This is a genomic window from Candidatus Nitronauta litoralis (genome assembly GCA_015698285.1).
GTDB lineage: Bacteria > Nitrospinota > Nitrospinia > Nitrospinales > Nitrospinaceae > Nitronauta > Nitronauta litoralis.
In genome coordinates, this window is sequence record CP048685.1 from 405,643 (window position 1) to 423,001 (window position 17,359).

At 46.6% G+C, this 17,359-nt stretch carries 14 protein-coding genes; 8 read left to right on the plus strand and 6 right to left on the minus strand.

Translation table 11 applies throughout. The features are described 5' to 3' along the window. Positions 1–65 precede the first annotated feature (65 nt). The 5 genes from G3M70_01815 to G3M70_01835 all read left to right on the plus strand — a co-directional run bounded on the left by G3M70_01815 (position 66) and on the right by G3M70_01835 (position 5,669). Positions 66–1,091, plus strand: a complete 1,026-nt coding sequence (locus G3M70_01815; protein QPJ60690.1) for a hypothetical protein — start codon at positions 66–68, stop codon at positions 1,089–1,091. A gap of 321 nt (positions 1,092–1,412) precedes the next feature. Continuing rightward, positions 1,413–1,607: a hypothetical protein gene (locus tag G3M70_01820; GenBank protein ID QPJ60691.1), complete on the plus strand. Its 195-nt coding sequence runs from the start codon at positions 1,413–1,415 to the stop codon at positions 1,605–1,607. 8 nt (positions 1,608–1,615) lie between these two features. Further along, positions 1,616–2,089 carry a hypothetical protein gene (locus G3M70_01825; GenBank protein ID QPJ60692.1) on the plus strand — a complete coding sequence of 158 codons (474 nt, stop codon included), beginning with the start codon at positions 1,616–1,618 and terminating at the stop codon, positions 2,087–2,089. Between the two features lie 278 nt (positions 2,090–2,367). Further along, on the plus strand, positions 2,368–3,942 hold the full coding sequence (locus tag G3M70_01830; protein QPJ60693.1) for a hypothetical protein: 1,575 nt from the start codon (positions 2,368–2,370) through the stop codon (positions 3,940–3,942). Positions 3,943–4,232: 290 nt separating this feature from the next. Further along, on the plus strand, positions 4,233–5,669 hold the full coding sequence (locus G3M70_01835; protein ID QPJ60694.1) for a hypothetical protein: 1,437 nt from the start codon (positions 4,233–4,235) through the stop codon (positions 5,667–5,669). On the opposite strand, the gene G3M70_01840 is transcribed toward G3M70_01835, so the two are convergent. After that, positions 5,663–5,806 (minus strand): hypothetical protein, encoded by a 144-nt coding sequence (locus G3M70_01840; GenBank protein QPJ60695.1) that lies wholly within the window; start codon positions 5,804–5,806, stop codon positions 5,663–5,665. The two genes, G3M70_01835 and G3M70_01840, sit on opposite strands and share 7 nt — an antisense overlap. A gap of 156 nt (positions 5,807–5,962) precedes the next feature. On the opposite strand from G3M70_01840, the gene G3M70_01845 reads away from it, so the two are divergent. The 3 genes from G3M70_01845 to G3M70_01855 all read left to right on the plus strand — a co-directional run bounded on the left by G3M70_01845 (position 5,963) and on the right by G3M70_01855 (position 10,851). After that, positions 5,963–7,504: a hypothetical protein gene (locus G3M70_01845; protein ID QPJ60696.1), complete on the plus strand. Its 1,542-nt coding sequence runs from the start codon at positions 5,963–5,965 to the stop codon at positions 7,502–7,504. A gap of 290 nt (positions 7,505–7,794) precedes the next feature. Then, on the plus strand, positions 7,795–9,084 hold the full coding sequence (locus tag G3M70_01850; GenBank protein QPJ60697.1) for a hypothetical protein: 1,290 nt from the start codon (positions 7,795–7,797) through the stop codon (positions 9,082–9,084). 504 nt (positions 9,085–9,588) lie between these two features. Next, positions 9,589–10,851 carry a hypothetical protein gene (locus G3M70_01855; GenBank protein ID QPJ60698.1) on the plus strand — a complete coding sequence of 421 codons (1,263 nt, stop codon included), beginning with the start codon at positions 9,589–9,591 and terminating at the stop codon, positions 10,849–10,851. A gap of 17 nt (positions 10,852–10,868) precedes the next feature. On the opposite strand, the gene G3M70_01860 is transcribed toward G3M70_01855, so the two are convergent. The 5 genes from G3M70_01860 to G3M70_01880 form a co-directional block, all read right to left on the minus strand. Further along, positions 10,869–11,372, minus strand: coding sequence for a type II secretion system protein (locus G3M70_01860; protein ID QPJ60699.1), 504 nt, complete (start codon positions 11,370–11,372; stop codon positions 10,869–10,871). Between the two features lie 546 nt (positions 11,373–11,918). Beyond that, entirely contained in the window at positions 11,919–13,763 is a 1,845-nt protein-coding gene (locus G3M70_01865) for a class I SAM-dependent methyltransferase (protein QPJ60700.1), read from the minus strand. A 17-nt stretch (positions 13,764–13,780) separates the two neighbouring features. After that, a complete protein-coding gene (locus tag G3M70_01870; GenBank protein QPJ60701.1) occupies positions 13,781–14,743 on the minus strand; it encodes a class I SAM-dependent methyltransferase in 963 nt (320 codons plus the stop codon). 228 nt (positions 14,744–14,971) lie between these two features. Next, positions 14,972–16,792, minus strand: a complete 1,821-nt coding sequence (asnB, locus tag G3M70_01875; GenBank protein ID QPJ60702.1) for an asparagine synthase (glutamine-hydrolyzing) — start codon at positions 16,790–16,792, stop codon at positions 14,972–14,974. A 6-nt stretch (positions 16,793–16,798) separates the two neighbouring features. After that, complete coding sequence (locus tag G3M70_01880; GenBank protein QPJ63676.1) at positions 16,799–17,356, minus strand: sugar transferase; 558 nt, start codon at positions 17,354–17,356, stop codon at positions 16,799–16,801. Positions 17,357–17,359: the final 3 nt, after the last annotated feature.

The following is a 17,359-nucleotide window of genomic DNA, read 5'->3' on the forward strand; positions in this document are numbered from 1 at the left end:
AAGCGAATTATCTTTTTACATTCTATCTGCCGTCTTTGTATTCCAAATCAATGAAGGAGTCTGCCATGAAAAGGTTGTTGCCGGGAAGTGCTGCATTAATTTTCGCACTTGCTATTTCCATTCCCGTACAGGCACAAACGGTTGAAGAACGTTTGACCGCTCTCGAATCACAAATGGCCAATGTTGAACTGGTGACAACCCAGTTATTCCAACTGGTCTCCAGCCTTCAGCCGAATCTGGTCACCATCATCAACGCCCTGGCCACACAACAGGCAGATGTGACTGCCCTGCAGACTTCAGTCTCGGGGATTCAAACCGATATCACCAACCTGCAAACGGCTGACGCACAAATCCAGGATGTGAATACCCAACAGGCCATTGAAATTGCTGATACGGAAGGCGATGTGAGCGATCTCGAAACTCTCCTTTTCGGAGTTACCAGGAATGCCGACACGCTGACATTAACCAATATGAATCTGCAAGTGGTCTCGGGCTCTGGTTCCACCGATGGCACAACCAATGGAACCGGCAATATCATTATCGGCTACGATGAAGACATCTTCCCTTTTCTTGGTGGAGGACTCCCGACCAGCGACAAGACCGGTTCCCACAATCTCATTGTCGGTAAGGGCCTGAATTATTCCGGTTTCGGTTCCATTGTCACCGGTCTAGACAATGTCTCAGCAGGAAACTATTCAGCAGTAACCGGAGGCAATCGCAACCGGGCCTCTGCTGAATTTGCCAGTGTTTCCGGGGGAAATTTTAATCACGCATCGGGTATATCCGCAAGCGTCACCGGCGGTCAAAGCAATGATGCGACTTCTGCAAATGCCAGCGTTTCCGGTGGTCTTACCAACACCGCTTCTGAACTCTATTCAACAGTCAGTGGGGGAATGGATAACGAAGCCGCCGGATTACACTCCAGCATCAGCGGGGGATATGACAATGAAACTTCGGGACAAAACTCCAGCGTGAGCGGCGGGATGGGCAACGAAGCTTCGGGAGACGAATCTACTGTCAGTGGAGGTGCATCCCGTTCTGCTTCGGGTCCTTCAGACTGGCAAGCCGGTAGCCTGTTTGAAGATTTTTAAACCGGATTAAGTTTTAAAATCAATAAACTCGGGGAAGACGTCCTTCACGTCTTCCTCATTTTTTTTGGCCACTATCCAGGCTTTACGATCTCACACAACTATTTCTTGACAGAACATAACCCCTTGCATAATTCCATTAGATAGCTCTGAGAAAAATATTGGCAGGCCCTGATTCCGGTGCACCTTGCAACAAAGTCTAATTAGGGAGGATTGTCATGAAAGGATTGCACTGGGAATCGCTGTTTGTATTTTTCTATTGTATAAGTTCAGCCCGCTCAAGCTTAAACGGTTGAAGAACGACTAACAGCTCTTGAAGGCCAAATGGCCAATGTTGAACTGTTATCGACTCAATTGTTCCAACTGTTTTCAGCTTTGCAGCGTGATATCCCGGCTCTCCTGAATGCGCTCACTACACAACAGGGGCAGGTAGCTACATTACAAACATCCGTCACGGATTTACAGAATCGCTTTAATGGTATTACGCGAACCGAGGACAATCTGGTTTTGCAGAGATGAACCTTTAGGTGGTTTCCGGTTCTGGTGCAACCGATGGCACCGTAAACGGGCGCGGAAATATCATCATCGGATATAACGAAGACATCTTTCCTTTCCTGGGCGGAAGTCTTCCTGCCAGTAAAATTACCGGATCGCATAACCTGATTGTGGGCAAAGGAGCCAACAACTCCAGTTTCGACGCAATTGTTGCCGGTCTGGACAATGTGTCGGATGCAGAGTACGCCTCCATTTCCGGTGGAAACCGAAACCAGGCAACAGGGAATTTCAGCAGCATTTCCGGAGGTCAAAGGAATGAAGCCAGCGGACCACGTTCCAGCATCATCGGTATAGAAAACAACCTGGCATCCGTTGAGTATTCAAGTGTCAGTGACGGCTCAAATTACGCGGCAGCAGGTCTCAGGTCAACAGTAGGAGGAGGGTTTGGCCGAAGTGTTGTGGGCGAGTTCGATTGGCGTGCTGGCAGTTTATTTGAAACACAATAGCAGTTGAAAAAGGCAATCCTTTCGTCCGGGAAGGCGCGTTGCGCCTTCCCCGTTTTTTTTCTTACCACCTCAATACGTCACACCTGATGTGAATCTGAAAAGTTAAATCTTTGTTTTCAGCCTTTATAAAACTACCCCTGATTTCTTTCAAATTTCAAACACCCCATTGAATTGACATAGTCTCCCAACTGTCATACTTTCCCCTACGTAGCTTATCTCAGCCACAATCAGCGATGTCCTGGACAAAGCAGACTCAATTCTAAAAGCGGAGAATTCAAATGAAAAAACTATTCAGGGTGGGTGCAGCCCTGGTTTTTGCACTCACTATTTCAATGCCCGTACAGGCGCAAACAGTTGAAGAACGACTGACAGCTCTGGAAACATCCATGGCCAATGTCGAACTGTTATCAACCCAATTATTTCAATTGTTCTCTGCCTTGCAACCTGACATCACCGCCATCCTGAATGCGCTGGCAGCTCAACAGTTGGATGTTACCAACCTTCAGACAAGTTTAGCTGCATTGCAAACCAATGTGGCTAACCTGCAGACTTCTGACACAACCCAGACTGCCAATATAGTGACTTTACAGACCGGTCAATCCGCTTTGCAGGCAGGCCAGGCTACACAGAATGCTGATATCTCTACATTGCAAACAGACGTTGGCACACTTCAATCCAATGACACCACTCAAGACACCAACATTACCTCTTTGCAGAGTAATGACGCGACACAGGATATTAACATCATCAAATTGCAAAATGACGTTACAAGTATCGAAACCGATATCACCAACCTGCAAACGGATGTGGGTGATTTGCAGACCCGTTTCTCGGGAGTGACCCGTTCCGGCTCTACCCTGCTACTCACTGACATGAACTTGCAGGTGGTTTCCGGTTCTGGAGACACCGATGGTGCCGTGAATGGAAAAGGAAACATCATCGTCGGTTACAACGAAGACATCTTTCCGTTTCTTGGTGGCGGCCTGCCTGCCAGTAACAAAACCGGGTCTCACAACCTGATCGTCGGTAAAGGCGCCAACTATTCCAGTTTTGGTGCCATTGTCGCAGGCCTTGATAATGTTTCAGATGCTCAATATGCATCAGTTACAGGAGGAGAACGTAATCAGGCTACAGACGACTTTGCCAGCGTTTCAGGCGGTTCCTTAAATGAAGCCAGCGGAACCCATTCGAGTATCACCGGTGGCAGTGAAAATACCGCTTCCAATATTTTCAGCAGTGTCAACGGAGGACTCCGCAACGAGGCAACCGGTCAATATTCCGGCATCCTTGGAGGTCAGTTAAATGTGTCTCCAGGACCTTTCAGTTCTGTCAGCGGCGGTCTGAGAAACGATGCCTCTGGCAACGGCTCCAGTATTTCCGGGGGCGAGCTCAATACCACCGGTGACTTTTATTCCAGCGTCAGTGGTGGGAGAAACAACCTGGCCAATGGCAGAAACTCCAGCGTGAGTGGTGGCGAAGGCAATACCGCATCCGGCACACGATCCAGTGTGAGTGGAGGAGATGGCAACACCGCCTCATTCACTACAGCAAGTGTCAGTGGTGGAAATGCCAATATCGCATCCGGCCAGCATTCAAGTGTCACCGGAGGCAATGACAATGAAGCTTCGGGAGTGAGTTCAAGTGTCAATGGTGGTCTAAGCAATGATGCCACTGGTCTCGAATCCAGTGTCAATGGAGGCAGGAGCAATGAAGCTTCAGGTGATCGTGCCACCACCAATGGCGGACTCTTCAATGAAGCCATTGGTGTGAATTCGACTATCGGCGGCGGAGCCAACCGGTCCACTGCAGGATCAAATTCCTGGCGCGCCGGAGGTCAGGCTTCAAACAATTGATGCCAACTGCGTCATCTAAAGTTTTTAACACCGGGGAAGGCAGGTTGTGCCTTCCCCTTTCTTTTACAAACCTTCAACAGCTCTATTCATCACACCCGATGTGTATCTGAAAAGTTAAAGCTTTTTTTTCGGCCCTTATAAAAGTAAACTCCTTTTCTTTTTAATTTCAAACATCCCATTGAATTGACATGGTCTTCCAACTGTCATGCTTTCCCTTACGTAGCTTATCTCAGCCACACTCAGAGATGTCCCAGGCAAAGCAGACTCAATACTAATAGCGGAGAATTCAAATGAAAAAACTATTCAGGGTGGGTGCAACCCTGGTTTTTGCACTCACTACTTCAATGCCCGTACAGGCGCAAACAGTTGAAGAACGACTGACGGCTCTGGAAACATCCATGGCCAATGTCGAACTGTTATCAACCCAATTATTTCAATTGTTCTCTGCCTTGCAGCCTGACATCACCGCCATCCTCAATGCACTGGCTGCCCAACAACTGGATGTGGCAACCTTGCAGGCTGAAATGACAGCCCTGCAAGCCAGCCAGGCAACACAGGACACTTCAATTTCCGGATTGACCACGGATGTCAGCGATCTTCAATCCCGCTTTACAGGAGTCTCCCGTTCTGCAGATACTTTATTGTTCACCGACATGAACCTGCAAGTGGTCTCCGGTTCGGGAACAACAGACGGTGCCGTTAACGGACGTGGAAATATCATCATTGGTTATAACGAAGTCATCTTCCCTTTTCTCGGTGGAGGCCTTCCGGCCAGAAACAAAACAGGTTCGCATAATTTGATCGTAGGTAAAGGATTGAACTACTCAAGCTTTGGTGCGTTGGTAGCCGGACTGAACAACGTTTCTGGAGCGGAGTATGCCTCCGTCACCGGCGGGGATCGTAATCAAGCCACAGGCAATTTCTCAAGTGTTTCTGGAGGCTCACTTAACGACGCTACCGGGGACCATTCCCATGTAAGTGGGGGCGGTGGTGGCATCGCTTCCAATGTTTTCACCAGCGTAACCGGCGGCCTCAATAACACGGCATCGGGTCAATACGCTTCAACCACTGCTGGACAATTCAACACAGCAACCGGTGATTTTTCCGGTATCAGTGGCGGGCTTAGCAATAACTCACTCGGCAATGGATCCAGTATTTCCGGGGGAGAGTTAAATGCTACCGGCGATTTTTATTCCAGCGTCAGTGGCGGTCGAAACAACCTGGCTTCAGGAAGATACTCGAATATTAGTGGAGGCGATGGCAACAAAGCAAGGGGACTAACAGCCAGTGTCAGTGGTGGGAAAGACAATATTGCTTCAGGAACTAACGCCAGTGTTGGTGGCGGGAATAGCAACCTGGCATCTGGTTTAAGTTCAAGTGTTACCGGAGGGGAAAACAATACAGCCTCCGGTGATTTTTCCAGTGTCCAGGGTGGGGCAGGTAACACGGCTTCAATTGAATCTCACTCCAGTGTAAGTGGAGGAATAGGCAATACAGCATCAGCTTTTTACTCCCATGTAAGTGGAGGATTTAACAACATAGCTTCTGGTGACCGATCCACTATTAGTGGTGGGATTCAAAACGCTACCACAGGGTCAAATAGTAGTGTCAGTGGAGGCAGAGAAAACACCGCTTCCGGCACCGCGTCAACTATAGGTGGTGGTTTTCAGCGTGCTCAGGGTGGAATCTATGATTGGCGTGCCGGTAGTTTGTTCGAAACTCAGTAGGCTTTGAAACTGTTGGGATTTTTTAAATCATGGGGAAGGCGTGCAATGCGCCTTCCCTGTTTTTCGTATGCCTCCGGGTCATGAGCAAGCCGAGGGTAGCGATTAAATCCCTTGTATTTAGCCGACTTAAATCGCATTCATTTCCCGCGGTCACTCTCCAAAAACTCCTCACTTGACATAATTTAATCTCTCTTCATAATCGCTCGTAACGTCTCTGGGGGAGATTTGTCCAAATGGTGAAGATGGTTGAATTTCCTTCAACCATAGCCGTTTAATTTTGAGAGGAAAACAATATGAAAAAGATACTACTGGGGAGTTTGGCATGGTTTCTTGCGCTAGCCATATCAATACCCGCACAGGCACAAACGGTCGAGGAGCGATTAACAGCCCTTGAAACATCGATGGCCAATGTCGAACTGTTATCGACACAATTGTTCCAGTTATTCTCTGCCTTACAACCAGACATAGCAGCGATTCTCAATGCACTAGCTACCCAGCAACTGGATGTGGCAACATTGCAGGCTGACATGACCGCTCTGCAAGCCAGCCAAGCAACCCAGGATACCGATATATCGACCTTGCAAACGGATGTAAGTACTCTTCAAACAAACGATGCAACACAGGACACTAATATCACGGCTCTACAAACCAACGATGCCGCACAAGATACAACCATATCCGGGTTGACCACCGACGTGGATGACCTGCTAACTCGCTTTTTAGGAGTCTCCCGTTCTGCAGATACTTTATTGTTCACCGACATGAATCTGCAAGTGGTCTCCGGTTCGGGGACAACAGACGGCGCCGTTAACGGACGTGGAAATGTCATCATCGGTTACAACGAGGATATCTTTCCTTTTCTTGGTGGAGGACTCCCCGCAAGCGACAAAACCGGTTCACATAATCTAATTGTAGGCCAGGGTTTAAACTACTCCAGCTTTGGTGCGTTGGTGGCCGGACTGAATAATGTGTCCGGTGCAGAATATGCCTCAGTCACCGGCGGGGATCGCAACCGGGCAACAGGCAATTTCTCAAGTGTATCTGGAGGCTCACTAAACGACGCTACCGGAAACCATTCTCATATTAGTGCAGGGGGCGGTGGTACCGCTTCCAATATATTCTCCAGTGTTACCGGTGGACTGAACAATACCGCCTCCGGGCAATACGCCTCGGCGATGGCGGGTCAACTCAACACGGCGACTGGAAATTTTTCCGGCATCAGTGGGGGACTTCGGAATAACTCAGCTGGCAATGGTTCCAGCATTGCCGGTGGAGAGTTAAACAATACCGGCGATTTCTATTCCAGTGTCAGCGGTGGCCGAAATAACCTGGCCTCGGGAAGGAACTCGAATGTCAGTGGTGGCGATGGCAACAGGGCTTTGGGAACAACGGCCAGCGTCAGCGGCGGAAGAAGCAATATCGCTTCAGGAACGCATTCCAGTGTTAGTGGTGGAGAAATCAATACCGCATCCGGTCTTCAAGCAAGTGTGACGGGTGGAGAAAGTAATGTAGCCTCTAGTGAAAACTCCAGTATTAATGGGGGATTGGACAATCGAGCGATGACGGACTCACACACCACAGTGAATGGTGGAGACAGTAACACCGCATCCGGGTTTCGCGCCACTGTTAACGGTGGAGTAAATAACGTTGCCTCAGGTGACCGGTCCAGTGTAAACGGCGGTGTGTTAAACACAGCTTCTGGCGTTAACGGCAGTGTGAGTGGTGGCCGGGAAAATACGGCTTCCGGTTCAGGATCAACTGTAGGGGGCGGATTCCAAAGAAATTCCACTGGCCTCTATGACTGGAGAGCCGGTGCGTTGTTTCAAACTCAGTAAGCATTAAACCGGTTCTATATTAAATCTCGGGGAAGACGCGTTGCGTCTTCCCCGTTTTTTTATTTTGCCCGCTATACTAAAGTGGAGAATGTGTGCTTTTTAATATTAAATCCATTGAATTTTGTAACGTTAAAGCAGGTTCGAACTTTCCTTTACATAAAAATCCCTTATTTTGATTGACGACACCAACCAACTATCATAGTTTCCCCTACAGCAATGTAAATAACAAACCATTTTCCTGCTTCTATTGCGGGGTATCTGACTATTCATTTTGAGAGGGGAAAAGTAAAATGAAGAGATTAATCACAGGCGGCATTTTCTTCCTTTTTATGCTCGCCGTTTCCATGCCCGCACAGGCACAAACTGTTGAAGAACGATTGACAGCTCTTGAAACATCCATGGCCAATGTTGAGTTACTCTCAACACAATTGTTCGGCTTGTTCTCAGCATTACAACCGGATATCACAGCCATTCTGAATGCTCTGGCCACCCAACAACTCGATGTCGCAACCCTGCAGGCGGATTTGACTGCTTTGCAAACCCAAACTACCAGCAACACCAACGGCATCAACACATTGAATTCCCACGTGACTGCGAACATCAACGACATCTCTGCATTGCAAGCAAAAGACACAGCATTGATGGCGCAGGATGTCACGCACGACGGAAAAATTGCCGATCTTCAAAATAAAGACACGTCTCTCGACGGAGATGTTTCTGCCTTACAGGCTAAAGACACATCACTTGATAACGATATCGCGAACCTGCAGGCAAAAGACTCCTTGCAGGACACCCTCAATAACAATACGCACAACACAATTTTTAACGATATCAACCAGATTCAATCGGTCAATGGCACCCAGAATAATGACATAAACAATGCAGAGTCTGATATCAGCGAATTACAAACCCGCTTCAACGGCGTGACCCGTGTCGGCACCACGCTGCGTTTCACCAACATGAACTTGCAGGTGCTCTCCGGTTCCGGCGCAACGGACGGTGGAGTCAACGGACGAGGCAACATCATCATCGGTTACAACGAATCCATCTTCCCGTTTCTTGGCGGCGGGCTTCCTGCAAACAACAAAACCGGTTCGCATAATCTGATCGTAGGCAAGGGACACAACTATTCAAGCTTTGGAGCTGTGGTTGCCGGACTCGACAATGTTTCAGATGGAGACTACGCATCAGTTACCGGAGGCAATCGCAACCAGGCGACCGCAAACTTTTCCAGTGTGAGTGGGGGGCTCCTGAACACAGCCTCTAATTTCTATTCCAGTGCGAGTGGTGGTCGTGAGAACGAAGCATCCGGTAATGGTTCAAGTGTCAGCGGCGGGTTTGGTAACACGGCTTCCGGGACCCGCTCCTCCGTAAGCGGGGGTGTTGCAAGTACAGCTTCAGGACAAAATTCCAGCGTGAGTGGTGGCGCTTCCAACCTGGCCAGTGGTGCAAGATCCAGTATCAGTGGTGGCAGTAACAACCTCGCTACAGGCACTTCATCCAGTGTCAGTGGAGGATCCATCCGTGCAGCAACGGGCGACAATGACTGGAGAGCGGGGTCCCTGTTCGAAGATTTTTAAAATACCTGGCACTATTTTTATGAAAACATCCAGGGGAAGGCGTGCAATGCGCCTTCCCTTATTTTGTTTTTCACCGTTTCCTGGATCCAAACCACAGATCGTTGATACTTCGGAAAATCCTCTCCCTCTTAAAACCACTCCTACCACCCCCACTGACAGATCCATCTAAATAAGAATTGACAAATCAACGAGTTACGAGTAATATCTTGTTAATCAATAACTTAGAAAGACTGATCATCTTAATGAATTCGATCAGTCGCCGCGCTGGAGAGGGATACCCGATGGGGGGGCCGCATTTGTTCCAGAACCCCGGCCGCCCTGACCTTGGTGCTCATAACTTCTTATTTTTAAATGAGTTCAGGATTTGAAACGTTTCTTTTTTTCGGATCAAGGGTTAAGGTTGAGACCCTTTCTGCCGAAGCTTCCCTATATAGAAAGGTCCACTTTTCAGGGATTATCCAGATCAGCAAACCGCAGAAAACATCAACTTAAATAATTGATTTTATGGCGATTATTAGAATTACAAGACTTTTTATTGCTCAAAATTACCCTGGGGAGCAACGCTTTCAAAGTCCATTTCCATCCCCATCAGGACCAAAACCGCTCTTTTTTATCCCGGCTTTTCTGCTATTTTTTGCATTTCTCCTGTGCTGGGCTCCGCAGTCTGAGGCACGGTCTCCTTTACAATTCAAAGTCGATAACCAGACTTTTGCCTACAACCTGGAATGGACCGGAATTGATTCGATCGTCGAAGGGGAAACCTTCATCGGCAATATCCTCAAGACCTTTTTCGAATACCATTTCAACAAACGGCTCTATGTTCAAGGGGGTGCCCTCTTACAGCACCCGTTTGGCGATGATGACCGGATTGATGAAGTAGACCCTGTAATTGCCCTGCATTATAGAGCTTTCCCCGGATGGAAAGTGACTGCAGGTACGATTGACCGGAATCACCCTCTCCATGACGGTATATTCTGGGAAGCACTGCGCTTTATCGACCCTATTGAACAGGGGTTCCAGCTCAAGGGCGATACCAAACACGTGAAACAGGACCTCTGGATTGCCTGGGAGCGGCGCGAATCGACCGGTGTTCGTGAAAGATTTTCCGTAGGCAACGTTACTGAACTGCGATGGAATGGGTTCAGCCTCGATGGACAATTATTGTGGGCCCATTTAGGGGGCCAACAAAATGGGGGTCCCGGGGTTTTCAACAACCTGAGCATTGCTTTTGGTGGCGGGTACACTCTGGTTCCCGATATTGAAGGATTTTCTTTTTTCAAAGAGGCAGGATTCCGTGTCCACTACCTTTATCAGGAGGATGAACCTGCGGGAGTCATCAAACTGGACGAACGGGGAGTCGCAGTCCGAGCCTGGGTTAATTTGTGGGGGGTCAATCTGGTTGGCCGTTTCTGGAATGCTGACGGTGGTAACTTCAATTCGCGTCGGGGTGACCTCGGGCAACCGGGCATCGCTCTGGCCAAAGGCAATCCATTATATCGAGCGGAAGAATTTCAGGAAATCGGAGTCTACAAAATCTGGCAATTGGCAGAGAGTGTTTCAATGCGGTTTGATCTTCGCCAGCAATGGGTTCTGGATGAAACTGTTGAAGTCTACGCCATCACCTTCCAGTGGGTGGATGGCTTTGACCTGTTTGAAGATTATTTCCGGAAAAGAAGTAAAGGAATATCTGAAAAAACCGTCCGCCGGGCCAAGCCAAGATCACGCCTCAAGCGCCGGGTCCGCGCCACCTACCCCGACATGGATTAGGGAACTAAAAAACCAATCTATATATTTACAGGGATGATATTTCCTGTAGCTGGTGTGTAAAAGAAGTAACGAAGTGGAGACACATCCTCCAAAAAAATATATATACAATTTCCCCCACTGCCAAAAGCGACCCAGCTTCGATCACCTACAGTCCAGGAACCCGTCCATGGGACTATTGGAAGGGAAGTATCAGTAATACCTTGCCAGATATTCACACAATCACTGTGATTGGTGGCTCCGGGTGGTCCCGGCCAGCCACTTGCATTCATGGCCACCCCATCGACCACACTTGGGGCTGCCGGACTTCCATTGGTTCGCCAACCCATATTAAAAATTTTAGTGGCGGATGAAAATGCGCCGTAAACAGAACTTGCGCTCGCAGTATGTGCGTCTTCATTCAGGTCTAGAAAACGGGGTGCGGCAGCACCAGCCAAAAGCCCTATTATGACAATCACGCTAATCAGCTCAACCAAAGTGAAACCACTTTCCTTTTTATGTTGGCCGGTTTGAGATAACTTCACAATCTTTTCCTCGAAAAACTAAATTCAGTGTCCTTCCTAACTACTTAACGGCCAGGGGGTAGATTTACTTTTACATTTTTTCCTTAAAATTAAAGAGCTGAACCAAATCTGCCTCTAACTCGCCTAAATTCAACTAAAAAGAGAAAACGCTTGGTATAAACCTGAGGGAACTACGCCCACACCAAGGGTCGTGCCTCCCTGGAATGCGTGATCTATTCTGACGTTTGGCGTGGTTACAATGGACTAGCTGATGTTGGCTATCGAAAACACCTTCGCGTCATTCATGAAAAAGATGAACTCGTAAAGAGACACACTATGTGAATAACATTGAAGGATTTTGGGGATTCTCCAAAACTCGCCTGGTAGAGTATCGAGGCGTGAACAAATCTATAAATAGTATGAGTTTAGATTCAACTACAGTGACCAGGACCTCTATAAACTCCTAATCAAAATCATCAATAACAACCCCCTGTTCCTGTCATGACCTGAAAAATTAATGCCAATCAAATCCAGTATCCGGAAGCAGTCGCTCTACTTTTATAGGGGCTAGTTTTTCTTCGTTCCCACACCTATCAACATAACATCTTTAGTAAACCTGATTATTTTATTCAATCCGTCCGGCCATGGAGCACTTTGAATCGGGCGATAGGGCAATGGCATCATCCCCAGGAACCTCACAAAAGGCATCAGCCATTTTTGTCGCCAAACAAGCGGGAGCTGGTAAAAATAATCCACTTCTACATCCTCATAACCGGCCATCCTCATAGCATCATTAAGTGATTGTTTTGTAAAAGGCCGGACGTGCGTGTACTCGGTATAGAAAACTTTATATGTGTGAATCCAGCTTGGAGTCATGACAACCGCTTTCGCTCCAGGCTTCATTGCAGACAACATTCTATCGAGCATCATTGCGGGCTGATAAGTATGCTCAATAACTGATTTACTAAAAATAAAATCAAAAGATTCGTTCTCGTAAGGCATTTCCTCAAACTCAATATTTGCAATCCTGACATCATACTCCGGGCACATTTCGGCAGCGCGCTTGGAAATATCCAAACCGGCTACTTCATACCCTAATTTGGAAAAAGCTTTTAAATGTTCCCCTCTCCCTGATCCAATATCCAGTAATCGACCCTTTTTTTTCAAATGAGTTTCCGACAACCACCTGGCAAGAATATCAGGGTATTTCCCGGTAGGCTTTACCTCTTCGTTGTAGACAACGTCCAGATATTTTTCTGCAAGTAATTTCGCGTGTTCATTCAATTGGCTTCCTACCCGGGTCTCCCCTATTCGGTCATTGCTCACAAAGCCCTTGAAACTAACGACTTTTCCACTAAACCAGTTCAAAACCTGAAGCTCTCCATCCACTGGCCTGATAGAAATTGGGTCATATAACTTGCCTTTTCCCCGCCCAAGACCAGATTCCTTGGCTATCAACTTAAAGCTCTGGTCGTACTTGAATACGTGGCCCTGTTCTTTATCAATCAGATAGTAAAAACCTGAATGAAAACATATGTCATTGCAGACAATGACAGCCTCTAATTCCAGACATTCACCTTTTTTTGTATCCAGATTATAAATATATCCTTTTTTGGGCTGACTCCAATCAAAGAAAACCAACCTGTCATCAAAAAAGCGACATTTGTGGATCATTGTAAATGGCAAATCAATCTTGCCCACAACGCCCTTCCCTTTTTCAAAAATCAATCCATCTACATCCAGATAACAGGTGGCACCCTCCCAAACAAAAAATGTGACAATTGGTTTGGAATGGATCACTTCCTTCAATCCAGATCCATTCAAGAGCCATCCACCATTCGAATAGTGTGATCCAATTCCGATTTCTGTCCCCGTAATCTTGTCAATTTGTGTTGGCAGACCGCATGTGTAGCTTGAAGTGCCACTGGCACTTTCAACTTTCAAACTACTTTCTTCGCAGTCTATCCACATTAATTTTCCGTTCTGCCTGATGAAATCCCAGGGACCTCTGGCTTCAATAAACCACTCATCGACAGCCTGAACCTCGATGTTTTTATCCAATAATGCCCTGATAAAATAATTTAACCGGGACAACTTCATACGAAGTTCTCGTGCCTCTTCATTGAGCAACAGTTCTGAATACTGTATGGCCATTTTGTCTGCCAGGGCGGGCCAATCAGAAAAATCATTGAAGGAAGTGCAGCCGTTAATCAAACCAATGGCAAGATCATCAAGATCCTTAATTTGCAGATCCTCAAGGTTGGTCTGCATAAGATTTGTTGCCAGCTTACCGACGGGCTCTTTGCCCCCCTGATGGGAAATTTTCACATCATCGGTTGGCAACAAGTCATAGAATGTCAGCGAATCAAAATCTTCCGCTAGAAAGTCTTCTTCTAAAATCACCTTTGCCATGTCTTCTCCCAGATTCATCAGAGCTTTTCAGCAACAATGAAAATATTTCCAGAAAGTTTATTTTTCTGGATCACCTTGGTAAATACAGCATCCACCTCATCCCAGTCCTCATTAGGGATCGAATTCTGCAACTGGGTTAGAAACGAGTCACCAATGCTATCCCGTTCGCCTTTATGGATATCATTCATTATGTTTATAAAGTCCAGAATTCCCGGCGTCGAAAAATAAGTGAGCTTGAAGCCAGCCCGGTCAAATAGCTTCTCAAGAGTTTTTATGGAAAAGTAGTTTAAGTGCCCCGGAGCCTCTATCATTTCGTGCTCTTTTCCACAGACCTTGAACTCAATTCCCTCAATATTCGGTAAGGTTCCTACAAATCGACCACCCTTTGGCAGGGCTTGCGCAATTTTTTTCAATAAGGAACAGGGCTCGACAATGTGCTCCAGGACCTCCCACATGACAACCATATCATAGCAATGGTCAAAGTTGACATGCTCAAACATCCCCTGATAAATCTTTACATTATATTTTTTTTGAGTGTATTCAACTAAATTTGAATTTATTTCTACACCCGAAACATCCCACCCTTCCTTCAAGGCGGCTTCAATAAAAAAACCTATCGAAGATCCGATTTCGAGGATTTTATCGCCCGGTTTTACAAAGGGCTTCATATCCTGTGCCCGGCGGTAAAAAATTTTTTTCCTTTCCTCTTCAGTTGGCTTCAATATCTTTTCATGAAAAAATTCCATGGAACTGAAACCATCATAATACATTGTCAACAACTCGTCCGTTGGAACCGGGTTTACATATAAACAATCGCAGGAATCACAGGTGACGAAATCAAATCCTTCTTTATCAAAAGCCTTGGAAGCCTGCCCGGAGGAGCAAACAGGGCAGTTTCTGTTTAAATGTCCTTCACTCATATGAAAACGTGAAAGGAATTCCGTCAAATCTTGTGCTCGAAGCTTATTATATTCTTCCATTAACTTTATCGGTCTTAATTTATGCTGCATCTTATTCAGATACTCCCATTTCGTTTATTCAGGATCAGGAAAAAAATCATGTGGCTATTATTATATGGAGATCGTTTTAACTTTCCTACTCAACCCGATGGTGTCTATTTTTGAAAATCAACGAATTAATTCTCTTTCCGGAAACCTGCTCTATAGGCAGTTTGATGTCGCCATATCCCTCATCCAATCCCATTTCTACTATAGAACGTTCAAACCTTCAATCTCTTTTGGCACGAGAGCCTCAGAGTCGAGAAAGGTTTGTTGCCAGATTTCAAGTGCCATCAATGCCCGAATCTCCCTGGTAAAATTATGCTTGCCATCACGGTGGTCATCAAGCATTTGATCGATTTCTTCCCTATTGAACAACTTCCTTTCCATAGCCTGGTCTGACAGTAGAATGTCCCGGGTAAGCTGAAACAGTTCTCCTTTAAACCATTCACCCACCGGAACCGTAAACATCTGCTTTTTCCGATACGCCAGATCTTCCCCAATGAGCGGTGCCACGGCTTTTTTAAAAAGATATTTGGTCTCGTTGTCTTTAATTTTGAAATGACCGGGCATTCGGAAAGCAAAGTCCATCATTCGATAATCCAGGAACGGAGTGCGTGCCTCCAAAGAAACAGCCATCCCCATCCGATCCGGTTTTACCAGGTTATTTCCCGGCAATAAGAGCATCATGTCAATATAGAGTGCCTGATTGATCCGATCCATATGAGATGCTTTTTTATACAACGGTTGCACCACTTGAAATGCATCGACACCATCAAGCTGACGGACCAGATGTTTGTGAAACAATCTCTTTTTTATCCCGGGGTCAAACAGACTGATATTTTCAAAATAAGCTTTTTGAAATTCCCCTGCTTCAATCGTCTCAATCTGCTGTTGTTTGAAAAAATCCCTGTATTTATCATAACCCGCAAACAGCTCATCGCCTCCATCGCCAGTCAACACCATTTTGACCTGCGATCTGGCCAGTTGGGAAACACGGTAGGTTGGTAAAAAAGATATATCTCCATGGGGCTGATCACAATGAAATGTTGCCAGCGGCCACAAATCCAGCATATTGAAATCAACCTTCTCATTCACATGCTGGGTTTGAAACCGTTTTGCGGCTTGTTCGGCAAAAGGGGTTTCGTCATAGCGTTCGTCGTTAAACCCAATGCTGAAGGTTTTGACAGGCCGGGTCATGTGTCGCGCCATCAACCCGACGACGGAACTGGAGTCGACCCCCCCGGACAAAAACGCACCAAATGGGGCATCCGACCTTAATCTAAGCCGGACGGCATCATCTAAAATGGCATTGAATTCTTCGATCCAGTCTTCTTCCCGCCGGTCCTTTTCAATTTGATTCTGAGCCAAATCCCACCAACACTCGATTTCGACCTGCTTTCTGTGAATTACAAAGCGGTGCCCGGGGGGCAGGTGCCGGATGTTTTTAAACATGGTGAGAGGAGGGGGAACATAATTAAAGGTCAGGAAATAATCGAGTGCTTCCAGATCCATTTCCCGAGGAACCCCCATCTTCAGGATGGCTTTAATTTCAGAAGCAAAATACAGGCGTTTACCATCATCATAAAAATAAAGAGGTTTGACTCCAATTCGATCCCTGACAATATGCAGAACATCTTCGCGCCTATCATAGATGGCAATAGAAAACATTCCATTCAATTTTGAGATGAAATTGATTCCATCCCTTTCGTAAAGACGCAGGAGCACTTCTGTATCTGAATGGGTCCGGCAAGGAAACCCGTCTTTTTTTAATTCGAGAGCCAGTTCCTGGTAGTTGTAAATCTCTCCATTTTGAACCACCGCAATCTGACCATCATCCGAGATAAACGGTTGATGGCCCTGATCCAGGTCGATAATTGAAAGCCGTCGATTACCCAGACCAATCCCATCATCAGAAAAGACACCGGAATCATCTGGCCCACGGTGAAAAAGGATGTCGCCCATGGCCTTTAATTGTTCGGCTCTCAGAGATTCCCTGTCACGGTCAAAATAACCAAAAATTCCACACATAAATAGTTAGTGGCTCCCTTTGGTGACAATTTGATTTACAGTAAGAAAAAGTATTTTAATATCCATCCAAAGTCCCATATTGTCTATGTATTCAAAATCTAACTGTTTACGTTGTTCCCAGGTCACATTCGACCTCAGTGTCGCCTGGGCAAGCCCGGTAATTCCAGGTTTAACGCTATGGCGTTTCACCCAATCCTCTTCAGAATAACTTTCCTTTTGATTTGGCACATCAGGGCGGGGCCCAACCAGGCTCATGTCTCCCAAGATGACATTTAAAATCTGTGGAAGCTCATCCAGACTCGTTTTCCTTAAAATCCTGCCTACCCGGGTTATCCGGGGGTCCCCAACCGCGGTCTGATAGGACCCAATTTTATCCGCCTCCGGCACCATGCTTCTAAATTTGTACATTTTAAAAGGCTTCCCAAACCGCCCCACTCTGGTTTGAAAATAGAACACTCCCCCCGGAGAACTCAACAAAATGGCGACGGAGATAGCAAGAAAAACAGGAGAAAGAAAAAATAACATGGGAAGGCTGAGCACTAGATCAAAAACGCGCTTCACGATAGA